Raw genomic sequence first — 12,521 nt, 5'->3', positions numbered from 1 at the left:
ATGAGATCGCTTTTGAAATGGAGCGCGGCGGCGCTGGTGTTGGCCATCGCCGGATGCGCGAAGAAGGACGCCGTCCCGGAGACTCTGTCCTATGAAGTGGTGGCCGTGGTGCCACATGATGTGGATGCCTACACTCAGGGCCTGCAGCTCACCGGCGGCAGGTTGCTGGAAAGCACCGGCCATTATTCGAAATCCTCCGTGCGCGAGGTGGACCGGAAAACCGGAGCGGTGCTGAAACGCCGCAGCCTCCCGGCGGAAGTGTTCGGCGAAGGCATGACCCTGATGAACGGCGAGCTGTGGGTGCTCACGTGGAAGGAAAAGACCGCCTTTGTCCTGGATCCGGCGACTTTCCGTACCCTGCGCACCCATACCTTCGAAGGCGAGGGCTGGGGACTCACCACGGATGGGAAGCACCTCATCATGAGCGACGGCAGCGACGCGCTGAAGTTCCGCGACCCGAAGGACATGGCCGTGAAGAGAACCGTCACGGTGACGGATCAGGGCCGGCCCGTGAAGCTCCTGAACGAGCTGGAATACATCAACGGCTCCGTGTTCGCGAACGTCTACATGACCAACCGCATCGCGCGGATCGATCCGGAGAGCGGGCAGGTGACCGGCTGGCTGGACCTCTCCGCGCTCCGCTCCCAGCTTCCCACGCCCAACCGGGCGGAAGTGCTCAACGGTGTCGCCCATGATGAGGAGACCGGCCACCTGCTGGTGACGGGCAAGTACTGGCCGAGCATGTTCGAGATCAAGCTGAAGCCATGACGCGGCGGGTGAAACTCCTCTCGACCGCGGCGGTGGTGCCACCGGCCCGCCTGACGGACGGAGACCTGGACCGCGCGCTGGGCCTGGCGGACGGGGCGAGCTTCAAGGCGACCGGCATCCGCTCGCGTGCCATCTCGACCACGGAAACCGCCGCATCCCTGGCGGCGGATGCCTGCCGTGCCGCGCTGGAGACCGCCGGCCTCGGCTGGGATGACGTGGACGCGCTGGTGGCCGCCTCCGCGACGATGGACCAAGCGCTGCCCTACAATGCCGCGATGATCCACGCCGAACTGGGCCTGGGCGGAAAGCGCACGACCACCTTTGACGTCGGGGCGAGCTGCATGTCTTTCATCGCCGCGCTGGATGTCTGTTCCGCGCTCATCGCCGTGGGACGTTTCCGCCGGGTGATGGTCGTTTCTGCGGATGTCTCCACCTTCACCGCGGACCGCACGGACCTGAAAGTCGGCGGCTTGTTCGGCGATGGTGCGGCGGCCTGCCTGTTGGGGCCCGCGGAGGCGGGTGAAAGCTCGGCGATCCTCGCGACGGAGAGCATCACCCTTTCCGATGGCGTGGACTTCTGCCGCATCCCAGATGGCGGCTCGCGCTTCCACCGCCGCACGCCGGACTCGAATGCGGGCGCGTTCTTTGGCATGTCGCCGAAGCCGCTCTACGCCCTGGTGGCGAAGGAGCTGCCGGGCTTCGTTGAGCGGTTGCTGGCGGCGGCGGGCGTGACCATGGATGAGATCGATCTGGTGGTGCCGCACCAGGCCAGCCCGCTGGCGCTGAAGCACATCATCCGCACCCTGGACATCCATGCGGGGAAAATGGTGGACATCTCCGCGGACCACGGGAACCAGGTGGGCGCGTCATTGCCCACCGCCCTGCACCATGGACTGGCCGGCGGGCGCATCCCGCGCGGGGCGAAGATCCTGTTGCTCGGGTCCGGAGCGGGTGTCACCATCGGCGGAACCGTGATGATCTACTAAGATGACCGTAGAACCGATTTCCTTCGACCTGCTGAGGGTGGGGCACTGCACCCATCCGGAGTGCGTGGCGATGCGCGGTGGCCGTTTCAAGTCCATCGAGTTCCCCGCGCTCGTCGGACTGATGAAACATCCGTCGCTGGGTTACGTGCTTTATGATACCGGCTACTCCCGCCATTTCTGGGAGGCGACCCGCACCTTCCCGGAGTGCCTCTACCGGATGATCACGCCGCCTGCGCTACCACCGGAGGAGGAGCTGATCCACCAACTGGAGCAGCGGAACATCCGCCCGGAGCAGATCGGCTCCATCATCATCTCCCATTTCCATGCGGACCATGTCGCGGGGCTGCGGGATTTCCCGAAGGCGCGCTTCATCGCCACCCGTGACGAGTTCAGCGAGATGCGGGGGAAAGGTCGCTTCGCCCGGTTGCGCGGAGCGTTTCTCACGAAGCTGCTGCCGGATGACTTCGAAAGCCGCGTCTCATGGGCGGAGGACCAGGCGGTGGTGGATCCACGTCTGGCGGGCTTCAATGAGGCGTACGATCTCGCGGGCGATGCCAGCCTGCTGGGCATCCCGCTGCCCGGCCACGCGCGCTCGCAGCTCGGCCTGCTCTTCCGCTCCGGGGAGGGAAGGAATTTCCTCATCGGCGACGCCTGCTGGCAGATGGAGGCGCTGGAACGGCGGCGGCTGCCGTCCCGCGTGACGAAGCTGTTGTTCGCGGACAGCCGGCGCTACGCGGAGACGTTTTTCCGGCTGGCGGACCTTCACAGGTCGGATCCCTCCGTGACCATCATCCCATCCCACTGTGCCAGCACCTGGAAGCGGCATGGAAACACCCGGCAGGTGGTGCATGCCTGAAACGCTGTCCATCCTCCGGCACTTCGTTGCCGCGCGCTGGCTGAGGCGTTTTCCCACGCGGGCGTCACTGCTGGCGTGGCAGCGAGCGCGTCTGGATGCCTTCTTGGTGCGTCTGGTGAAGGAGGTGCCCTTCTATCAGGGAAAGACTCCCGTCTTGGAATCACTGCCGGTGATCGACAAGGCGGCGATGCGGGGGAACTTCGCCGCGCTCAACCGGCACGGCATCCATCTGCATGAGGCGGAGGCGGTCGCGCTCGAGGCGGAGACCCGGCGCGACTTCTCCCCGGTCCTGCCGGGCGGGGTGACGGTCGGCCTTTCTTCCGGGACGTCCGGAAAGCGCGGCGTGTTCCTTGTCAGTCCGGAGGAGCGGGAACAATGGGCGGGCATGATCCTGGCGAAGATGCTTTCGCGGAGATCGCTCGTCAGGATACTCAGCTTCTGGCGGACGCCGCTCCGCATCGCTTTCTTCCTCCGCGCCGACAGCAACCTCTACCGCACGGTGGCCAGCCGCCGCATTGATTTCCGCTTCTATGACCTCCTGCAACCGCTGGGGGATCTGGCGCATGATCTGGAAACACACCGCCCGCACATCCTGATCGCCCCCGCGTCCGTCCTTGCCGAGCTCGCCAGGATCGATCCCCTCGACGTCCATCCGCAGCAGGTGATCTCTGTGGCCGAGGTGCTGGACGACCGTGATGCGGAGATCATCCACGCGCGTTTCCGCGTGGAACCGGGGCAGATCTATCAGGCGACGGAGGGCTTCCTGGCCTGCACCTGCCGGGAAGGACGGCTGCACCTGAACGAGGAGGTGCTGCACATCGAGCCACAATGGCTGGACGCGGAACGGACAAAGTTCCATCCGGTCATCACGGACTTTTCCCGGACGGCACAGGTCTTTGTCCGCCACCGTCTGGATGATGTGCTGGTGGCTGATGAAAGGGAGTGCCCGTGCGGAAATCCCGCGCTGCGGCTGGCCCGTATCGAGGGCCGTGCGGATGAAGTCCTGCGCTTCCCGGAGCCGGTCTTTCCGGAGGTGTTGCGGCAGGCCCTGTATGCCATGCCCGATGCGCCGGACTTCTACCGGATCGAGCAGCGCGGCGGGGAACTGGCGATTTTCCTCAAGGACCCATCACCCGCACTGCGGGCCGCGGTGGAGGAGGCGATGATCCGTCTTTTCACAAGACTGGGTCTGGTCACTCCGCGGCTGGCCTTTCCGGAATGGACGGACCAACCTCGCGGCGAAAAGCGGCGCCGCATCCGCTGTGTCTCCCCGCTGCATTCCCTCACATGAATATTCTCATCACAGGTGCGTCCGGTTTTGTCGGCGGTTCGTTCATGCGTTGGGCGGAACGGCATCCGGACGTGTGCGTGCATGGCATCGGCCGCCGGAAGCTCGCCATGGCCAACTACACCTCGTGCGATCTCACGAAGCCACTGGAGCTGGAGCAGACGCCGGATGTGATCATCCATGCCGCGGCGAGATCCGCCCCATGGGGATCCTTGCAGGAGTTCCGCCGCCAGAACGTGACCGCCACGGAGAATGTGGTGGATTTCTGTGTGCGGAAGGGCGTGAAACACCTCATCTACATATCCTCCAGCTCCGTCTTCTACCGGGAGGCGGACCAGGAAGGGATGACGGAGGAGACACCCATCGGTCCGGACTTCGTGAACCACTATGCCCGCACGAAATACGAGGGCGAACTGGCGGCGCGGAAGTTCCCGGGCCGGGTGGTGGTCCTCCGGCCGCGCGCCGTCTTCGGGGAGGGGGACACGGTATTGTTCCCGCGCATCCTCGCCGCCGCCCGGGCGGGCAGGATGTACCGCTTCCTGCGGGAGGGGCCGCCGGTGAGGGGGGATCTCATCCACATCGGCTCCCTCTGTGACTACATGCTGCGGGCCGCGCTGGACCCGCGGATTGAAGGCGACTTCAACCTCACGAACGACGCTCCGGTCGAGATCGGGCCGTTCCTGTGGGAGATCTTCGGACGTCTCGGCATCGCGCTCCCGGACAAGACGATGACCTGTGAGAACGCACTGAAACTGGCGACAGCGATCGAATGGGTTTATAAGATCATGATGCCTTGCAAAGAACCACCCATCACCCGCTTCGGCATCGGCGTGCTCGCGTATTCGAAAACCTTCGATGCCTCGAAGACCCTGCGCGTCCTGGGCCGGCCCGCCGTCTCTCTGGAGGATGGGGTCGAAGCGTTCATCCGCTGGCAGAAACAACAGATGCCCTGAACCCATGCTGGTCACTCTCTTCATCATCGCCTGTTGCGGCCTCTACCTTCTCCTGCTGGGGATGAAGGCGGTGCTCGCCGTGTTGCAGGCGCGGAAGGATGCGCACGCGGAGGAGCAGCTTCTGAAACTGCGGACCCTCACCGTGCTGCAGCCCATCCTCAGTGGGGATGAAAAGCTGGAAAGGATGCTGGCGAGCAACCTGCACTCGCTGCCGGGGCAGTGCTTCGTCTGGCTGTGCGATGAAGGCGATGCGGAAGCCATCCGCGTGGCGGAGACGCTGCGGTCCGCGTATCCCGCGCACCAGATCACCATCGTGACCTGCCCGGAATGTCCGGACGGGGTGAACCCGAAGGTTTTCAAACTCATCCAGGCATCCTCAATGGTGGAGACGCCGTTCTTCGCGGTGTTGGATGATGACACGCACCTGCCTGCCGCCACGGCCGCGGATCTGGTGATGCACGCGCAGGACGCGATGCTTTCCACCGCGCTCCCATCCTATCGTGAGAGCGGAGGTTTCTCCGGTTCCCTGCTCGCACAGTTCGTGAACAACAACTCGGCGATGACCTACTTGTCGCTGCTGCCGTTCTGCCCGCCCATCTCCCTCAACGGCATGTGCTACGTGATGAAAAGCGGGGACATCGGCCTGTTCCCGGGCATCGCCCGCCATTTGACGGATGACCTCGCACTCGCCGGTGCGGTGAGGTCCGCGGGCGGTGTGATCCACCAGTCGTCCCTGCCGGTGTTCCTCACCACCCACATCAACGGATTTTCCCACTACCTGCGGATGATGCACCGGTGGTATCTGTTCGCGCTGCTGCTGGTGCGGGAACAACATCCCGCCCGCCAGGTGGTGATCTTCGCGTTCCATGGCTGGCACCAGCTCCTGCTGTGGGTGCCGCTGGTTTTCCTGGTGATCCGGCCGTCGGTGCGGCTGGCGGTGTTCACTTTGATCGTTTTCCTCGTTCGCTCCTTCATCCTACAGTTGATGCAGACCGGTGTCTTCGGCACGCCCATCCACCGTCCGTTCGCATCCCTTGTTTCGGAACTGCTCCAGCCGTTGCACATGGTCCACGCCCTGATTGACCGCAGGATCCGCTGGCGCAGCCGGAGATACCGTGTCCATGCCAGTGACCGCTTCGTGAAGGATGAATGAGGAAAGGGTCATCGTCGCCTTTTTCACCGGCCAGAGCGATCCACGGACGAACGCACTCAGTCCGCTGCAGCTCGGATTCCTCGACCGGTCGCCCGTTTCCCCGGAGCAGAGGCTCGACCTGAATTTCCCCTACCGGCCCGCGGCTGCGTGGCGTGAAACGAACCTCCTCCTCGCGAGTTTCAGCAACGCGCGGCAATACCTCGCCTCCCGGCGTCCGTCATTCGTGGAAAGACACCGCCTTTCCTTCCAGGAAACATTCGTCTCCGCCGGAAAGGTCATTTTGCTGGCGGGAAGTTGCGGGCTGGAACTGTTGGTGAACCTGGGGCTGCCGGAGCAGGACCTGCGGCGTCTGCATGTCTTCGCCTACGGCCCCGTGTCCCGGTCGCTCCCGCGCTGCGCCTCGCTGGAAACCGTGCAGGGGAAACGCGACGCGATCTCCAGATGGTGGCACCCGCAGGTGGACCATGTCATTTCCTGCGGGCACATGGACTATCTGGAGGCGGAGGAAACGATGGCGCTCTTTTCCGCATTCCATCGCCGGGTGACCGGGGGAGGGGAGCCGTGAGGAAGATCCGCGTGTGCCTGCTGGCCCCGCCCTACAGCGGCCACCTGTATCCACTGCTGGGCCTCGGGCGTGAGCTGCTGCCGCTGGCGGAGGTGACCGTCTTCAGCACCCCCGGCGTGATGCGGGCGGTGGAGGCGGCGGGCTTGTGCGGCTATCCCATCATCAAGGAGCATGAGCAGCTCATTCTTGATATCGCTTCGCCCGGGCAGTCGGTGAAAGGGAATCCCTTGCTCCTGTTCCGGCAGTTGGAGGCGAATGTCTCGCTGAAGACACAGGTGCTGGAGGAAGTCGCCGCCGCCATGGCGGAACTGCGGCCGGATCTGGTGATCGCGGACTTCACGCTGCCGGTCGCCGGAGTGGCCGCCGCACGGCTGGGCATCCCGTGGTGGAGCCACCTGCCCTCGCCATGCGTGTTCGAGGCTCCGGACGGCCCGCCCGCCTATTTCGGCGGACTGGTCCCGGCGGAGTCCCCTGCGGAAAAGGCGGTCCATTTCCTCCTGCGGAAGGCCACCCGCGTATTCAAGCGGCTCATGTTCTTCGTTTTCCGTGGCACGTTCCGGAGGGTCGGCCTCACTTCCGTCTATCGGCAGGACGGTTCGGAGCGGGTCTATTCGCCGGAGCGCATCCTGGTTTCCGCCGCCAGCGAGATCGAGTTTCCGCGGACCTATCCCGGCCACTTCCAGTTTATCGGGCCGTTGCTATATACGCCGCCGGTGGAGCCGGTGCCGCCTGTGTTCGCGGAAGGGAAAAGGCACGCGCTGGTGACGCTGGGCAGCCACCTGGGCCACCGGAAGGATGAGATCGCCGCCGCCATACGCGATCTCGCGGCGGGGAATCCGGAATGGATCTTCCATTTCACCGATGGTGATCCGCAGGCCGGGCAGTGGCCAGGAGAGGGGAATTTCCACCGCCACCCGTTCATTTCCTATGACCTGCACCTGCCGCGCTATGATCTGGTCATCCATCATGGCGGCAGCGGCATCCTCCACCATTGCCTGAAGCACGGCCTGCCCGCCGTGGTGATGCCGATGGATTTCGACCAGTTCGACAACGCGGCGCGCCTGGCGTGGGCCGGGACGGCGGTGCGGGTGGATGCGCTGGAGGAACTCCCGGCTGCTTTCCGGGAGGTGGCGGGGAGTCCGGAAATGAGGGCGGAGTGCCGCCGATATGCCCGGATACTCGGAAAATACGATCCCGGAGCGCGGGTCCGCGGCATGGTCGGGGAAAGGTTCCCGTAACCGGGGGAATCCGCGCCGTTTCTTTCAACTTCTCATCGGCGTGGGGCTCCGCTCATAGTCCGTGCATGCCCGAGACGGAAATTTCCACGGTAGTCATCCTCATCGCCGCATGTGCGGGGATCTTGTTCCTCATCCTTGTCGGGGTGATGTTGATGGGGTCCCGTCTTGCCCGGATTGAGCGGCTGCTTGCGGGGCAGAAGGAGAATTCCCGGGAGCAGGCGGCCAAACGGGGAACCGGAGAGGTCATCGAAAGCCGGCCCGGAAGCGCGTTCGACAAATTCCTCGATGAGGTGCCCTCCCGGAAGCTGCTTTCCAAGAAGGAGCAATCCGCCGCTTACCGCAAATGGCGACAGGAACAAGGGATGAATTGGTCGAATTCATGATTCCATCAGCCTGATAGAAAAGCCGTTCAATACGGAGTGATTGCGCAGAAATTTTTCGGTTTTTTCGCATTGCCAGCCGACCTCCCATTGGCATTCTCCCCGTGCCCGACCCGAGCCAATCGGGAAGAACTCGAAAACAGCTTGTGAAAAATTTCACAAGCTCCTAAAACAGTCGCACCGAACCGCCCTCCTCATGGCAAATTTTTTCCCACGCTGGTCGAACCTGCTTCCGCTGAAGATTGCGTTTTGTGCTGGCACGGCTCTGGCGGGTGTCGCCCTTGCTTTCGCGTACTACGCGACTCCCAAGGCGACGACCGTCGGATACCAGCCGGCCCAGCCGATTCCGTTCTCCCACAAGATCCACGTTGACCAGCTCGGTCTCGACTGCCGCTACTGCCACTCCTTCGTGGATGTTTCCGGCACTTCCAACGTCCCGACCGGGAACACCTGCTGGAACTGCCACCAGCACGTGCAGAAGGACAGTCCGAAGCTGGCTCCGCTTCATAAGTCGATGAACGTGAGTTATGAAGGTTACGACGGCAAGCCCATCGAGTGGGTGCGGGTGCACAAGGCTCCTGACTACGTTTATTTCAACCACTCCGCCCACGTGAACCGGGGCATTTCCTGCCAGAGCTGCCACGGCAACGTGGACAAGATGGAAGTGGTCTATCAGGCGGAGAGCCACTCCATGGCCTGGTGCCTCGAGTGCCACCGCGCTCCTGAGAAGCACCTCCGCCCGCTGGAGGAAGTCTTCAACTTCTCCTATGGCGACAAGGATGTCTCGAAGTATGCGAAGGCAAACTCCGGCATCAAGACGACCCAGGATCTCGGCCTCAAGCTCAAGGAGCAATTCGGCATCAATCCGAAGACGAGCTGCGCGACCTGCCACCACTGATCGCCGTTTCGCCCATCCATTTCCCATCATCCCCGACTTTTCCCGAAATTCTTAGCCTCACATGAGTAAGCGCATTTGGAACCACCCGGAAGCGGACGCTGGCAATGCCACCGTCGCTTGGCGCAGCCCGGGACAGCTTCAGGACTCACCGGAGTTCCGCACCTGGCTGGACCGGGAGTTCCCGCAGGGAGCCGCGGAAATGGCGGATGGCGAGGACGCCGAGACGTCCCGCCGTTCCTTCCTGAAACTGATGGGGGCATCCACCGCGCTGGCCGGTTTCGGCATGGCCGCCTGCCGCCGTCCGGAATCCTACATCGTCCCCTACACCAAGGCACCCGAGTGGGTGATCCCTGGCAAGGCGACGTATTACGCTTCCTCCATGCCCCGTGCCGGTGGCGCGACGCCACTGGTGGTGACCACCTTCGAGGGCCGTCCGACCAAGCTGGGCGCGAATACCCTGCACCCGGACAACGAGGGCACCGACGCCTTTGTCCAGGCATCCGTCCTCGATCTTTATTCCGTCTCCCGTTCCCGCACCATTCTCAAGGAAGGCAAAAAGGCCTCCCGCAAGGATCTGGACGCCATGGTCGCCGCGCTGTCGAAGGACGCCGCCGGCAAGATCGGCTTCGTTTTCGGCGCGGATGACAGCCCGACCCGCACCCGCCTGAGCCGCGAGCTGGCGTCGAAGTTCTCCGCCGCGAAGTTCTACCAATACGAACCCCTCGCCGGTGAATCCGTGCTGGGTGATGGCATCACGACCGCCGTCGATTTCTCCAAGGCCGACCGCATCCTTTCCTTCGACTGCGACTTCACCGCGCTCGATTCCCAAGGCCCGATCCGTCCGTTCTACGACCGCCGCAAGCCGGAAGGCCGCACCTACGACCAGAAGCCGGACGCTTCCAGCATGAACCGCCTCTACATGGTGGAGGCCGCCTTCTCCCTGACCGGGGGCATCGCGGACCACCGCCTGCGGGTTCCCGCCAGCCAGATCGTCACCATCGCCGCCCAGATCGCCCGCGGCCTCGGCGTGAATGCCGCTTCCCTCACCGCCGCTGGTGAAGTGACGGACGCCAAGCATCTCCAGTGGATCAACGCGCTGGTCGAGGACCTGAAGGCGAACGCCGGCAAGTCCGTCGTCCTCGCCGGCTCCCGCCTGCCCGCCGCCCTGCGGCAGCTCGCGTTCGAGATCAACAGCAAGCTCGGCAACATCGGCGAAGGCAAGCCGCTCGCAACCTACCGCTCGGACGTGACCGGCCTCGGCACGCTCGCAAATGTGAAGGCGGACATCGACTCCGGTGCGATCGAAACCCTGGTCCTGCTCACCCCCGCCAATCCGCTGCACGACGCGCTCGCGGACCTTGGTTTCGCGGAATCGTTCAGGAAGCTGAAAGCCAGCATCCATCTCGGTACCCGCACGGACGCCACGGCGCATGCCTCCACCTGGCACATCCCGGCCGCCCACTATCTGGAGGCGTGGTCGGACGCCCGCAGCGTCCGCGGCACCTACACCATCGTCCAGCCGATGATCCTGCCGCTCTACGCGGACTGCGTGTCCGAGCTGGAGCTGTTGCTCGCCCTGCTTTCCGCGGAAGGCGAACTGATCAATGGCGAAGGCAAGGAAGGCGAAGCCTCCCCCGCCTACACCGCCGTCCGCGCCACCTTCGCCGGCATCGGCGGGGAAGGGGACACCGCCTGGAAGCAACTCCTCCGCGACGGTTTCCTCAAGGACTCCGGTTATCCCGCCACGGAGGTCAGCCTGCCGCAGAACGTCTGGTCCGGCCTCGCCTCCATCCGCCGCGAAGTGCCCACCACCACCTCGCTGGATGTGATCTTCGCCACGGACGCTTCCGTCTTTGACGGCCGCTGGATCGACAACGGCTGGCTCCAGGAAGCCCCGGATCCGATCTCCAAGCTGACTTGGGACAACGCCGCCCTCATCGCCCCGCAGACCGCCAAGGATCTGGGCATCTACAAGGATCTCGTGCCTCTCAGCACCCGCTTCGCCGACCGCGCTCCGGAAGGGGACAACGAAGGCGAGCACCGCACGGCGCCGATGATCAAGCTGACCGTCAATGGTGTGACCATCGAGATTCCGGTCCTCATTTCCTTCGGCCAGGCGGAAAACACCATCGTCATCCCTCTTGGCTACGGCCAGGGCTTCAACGAAGAGGATGAACTGGAGCGCGACACGAAAAACGCCTCCCACGTCGGCCTCGTCGGTGTGAACCGCGGTTTCGACGCCTACGTCCTCCGCAAGTCCGGCAGCGAATACTACGCCACCGGGGCCAAGGCGGAGAAGATTGCCAAACGCTACCACGTCGCCCTTACCCAGGAGCACAACTCCATGTATGGACGCGCGCTCGCCCGTGAGATCTCCACGATCGAGACCGATGAACTGAAGGGCGACTTCGCCAAGCAGCTTGCCGGCGTCAAGAAGCAGGGCAACGACTCCCACGCTCCGGAAAACATCTCCCTCTACAAGCAGGAAGGTTCCTCCACCTGGGATCCGGGCAAGGATGGCAAGGCCAAGCCGCTGCTCAGCGACCCGCTGCACCAGTGGGCGATGGCGGTGGACCTTTCCGCCTGCACCGGCTGCAACGCCTGCCTCATCGCCTGCCAGGCGGAGAACAACATCCCGATCGTCGGCAAGGAACAGGTCGCCCGCGGCCGTGAGATGCACTGGGTCCGCATGGACCGCTACTACGCCGTCCACAAGGACAACGACTTCGACCCGGGCAACCCGGAGATGATCACCCAGGGTGTCTCCTGCGTGCAGTGCGAAAGCGCCCCGTGCGAAACGGTCTGCCCGGTGAACGCCACCGTCCACACCGAGGACGGACTCAACGCGATGGCCTACAACCGCTGCATCGGCACCCGCTACTGCGCGAACAACTGCCCCTACAAGGCCCGCCGCTTCAACTTCTTCGACTACAACAAGCGCAACCCGCTCATCGAGCACAACCTGAACAAGGGTCCGTTCGGTGAAACCCAGGTGGGCAAAGGCCCGCACCTCCAGCGCAACCCGAACGTCACCGTCCGCATGCGCGGTGTCATGGAAAAGTGCACCTACTGCGTGCAGCGCCTGAAGGACGCCGTCATCCGCCAGAAGCGCGGCCAGAAGCAGGAAGTCCTCGCCTCCGGCCAGAAGTCTCCTGACGTCCAGGTCACCACCAACACGCTCCGCGTGCCGGTGGAAGCCCTCAAGGTGGCGTGCCAGGACGTCTGTTCCGCGGAAGCCATCAGCTTCGGCAACCTCCTCGACGGCGACAAGTCCACGATGGTCCGCGCGAAGAACAGCGAGCGGAACTACGACCTGCTCAATTACATCGGCACCCGCCCGCGCACCAGCTACCTGGCCCGGGTGAAGAACCCGAACCCGCAGATGCCGGACGCCAAGTTCGTCGGCAAGGCGACCATCGACATGGTCTGATCCGTT

General features: G+C 64.0%; 11 protein-coding genes. All 11 read left to right on the top strand.

Features of this window, described 5'->3' with window-relative positions; all coding sequences use genetic code 11:
* The 11 genes from KF712_11905 (at position 1) to KF712_11855 (ending at position 12,515) form a co-directional block, all read left to right on the top strand.
* Complete coding sequence (locus tag KF712_11905; protein MBX3741689.1) at positions 1-768, top strand: glutaminyl-peptide cyclotransferase; 768 nt, start codon at positions 1-3, stop codon at positions 766-768.
* A gap of 8 nt (positions 769-776) precedes the next feature.
* Positions 777-1,754: a hypothetical protein gene (locus tag KF712_11900; GenBank protein MBX3741688.1), complete on the top strand. Its 978-nt coding sequence runs from the start codon at positions 777-779 to the stop codon at positions 1,752-1,754.
* Between the two features lies 1 nt (position 1,755).
* Entirely contained in the window at positions 1,756-2,610 is an 855-nt protein-coding gene (locus tag KF712_11895) for an MBL fold metallo-hydrolase (protein MBX3741687.1), read from the top strand.
* The gene (locus tag KF712_11890) at positions 2,603-3,901 is read left to right on the top strand and encodes a hypothetical protein (GenBank protein MBX3741686.1); all 1,299 of its coding nucleotides are present in this window, start codon (positions 2,603-2,605) and stop codon (positions 3,899-3,901) included. Before KF712_11895 ends, KF712_11890 begins: the two co-directional genes overlap by 8 nt.
* A complete protein-coding gene (locus tag KF712_11885; protein MBX3741685.1) occupies positions 3,898-4,851 on the top strand; it encodes an NAD(P)-dependent oxidoreductase in 954 nt (317 codons plus the stop codon). The genes KF712_11890 and KF712_11885 overlap by 4 nt, the downstream gene beginning before the upstream one ends.
* Positions 4,852-4,855: 4 nt before the next feature.
* Positions 4,856-6,004, top strand: a complete 1,149-nt coding sequence (locus KF712_11880; protein ID MBX3741684.1) for a hypothetical protein — start codon at positions 4,856-4,858, stop codon at positions 6,002-6,004.
* Entirely contained in the window at positions 5,997-6,569 is a 573-nt protein-coding gene (locus KF712_11875) for a hypothetical protein (protein ID MBX3741683.1), read from the top strand. The genes KF712_11880 and KF712_11875 overlap by 8 nt, the downstream gene beginning before the upstream one ends.
* A complete protein-coding gene (locus KF712_11870) occupies positions 6,566-7,807 on the top strand; it encodes a hypothetical protein (protein MBX3741682.1) in 1,242 nt (413 codons plus the stop codon). The genes KF712_11875 and KF712_11870 overlap by 4 nt, the downstream gene beginning before the upstream one ends.
* A gap of 65 nt (positions 7,808-7,872) precedes the next feature.
* Complete coding sequence (locus tag KF712_11865; GenBank protein MBX3741681.1) at positions 7,873-8,190, top strand: hypothetical protein; 318 nt, start codon at positions 7,873-7,875, stop codon at positions 8,188-8,190.
* Between the two features lie 193 nt (positions 8,191-8,383).
* Positions 8,384-9,085, top strand: coding sequence for a cytochrome c3 family protein (locus KF712_11860; GenBank protein ID MBX3741680.1), 702 nt, complete (start codon positions 8,384-8,386; stop codon positions 9,083-9,085).
* Positions 9,086-9,146: 61 nt separating this feature from the next.
* A complete protein-coding gene (locus tag KF712_11855) occupies positions 9,147-12,515 on the top strand; it encodes a TAT-variant-translocated molybdopterin oxidoreductase (GenBank protein MBX3741679.1) in 3,369 nt (1,122 codons plus the stop codon).
* Positions 12,516-12,521 lie beyond the last annotated feature (6 nt).

It is taken from the genome of Akkermansiaceae bacterium (assembly GCA_019634595.1).
GTDB lineage: Bacteria > Verrucomicrobiota > Verrucomicrobiia > Verrucomicrobiales > Akkermansiaceae > Luteolibacter.
Note: the sequence above shows the minus strand (reverse complement) of the source record. Positions and strands in the feature narration are given on the sequence as shown.

Bases quoted from the DNA above. Each gene is read 5' to 3' on its own strand.
- KF712_11890 (MBX3741686.1), top strand. From the start codon at position 2,603: ATGCCTGAAACGCTGTCCATCCTCCGGCACTTCGTTGCCGCGCGCTGG.
- KF712_11875 (MBX3741683.1), top strand. From the start codon at position 5,997: ATGAATGAGGAAAGGGTCATCGTCGCCTTTTTCACCGGCCAGAGCGAT.
- KF712_11895 (MBX3741687.1), top strand. From the start codon at position 1,756: ATGACCGTAGAACCGATTTCCTTCGACCTGCTGAGGGTGGGGCACTGC.
- KF712_11855 (MBX3741679.1), top strand. From the start codon at position 9,147: ATGAGTAAGCGCATTTGGAACCACCCGGAAGCGGACGCTGGCAATGCC.
- KF712_11860 (MBX3741680.1), top strand. From the start codon at position 8,384: ATGGCAAATTTTTTCCCACGCTGGTCGAACCTGCTTCCGCTGAAGATT.
- KF712_11880 (MBX3741684.1), top strand. From the start codon at position 4,856: ATGCTGGTCACTCTCTTCATCATCGCCTGTTGCGGCCTCTACCTTCTC.
- KF712_11865 (MBX3741681.1), top strand. From the start codon at position 7,873: ATGCCCGAGACGGAAATTTCCACGGTAGTCATCCTCATCGCCGCATGT.
- KF712_11905 (MBX3741689.1), top strand. From the start codon at position 1: ATGAGATCGCTTTTGAAATGGAGCGCGGCGGCGCTGGTGTTGGCCATC.
- KF712_11885 (MBX3741685.1), top strand. From the start codon at position 3,898: ATGAATATTCTCATCACAGGTGCGTCCGGTTTTGTCGGCGGTTCGTTC.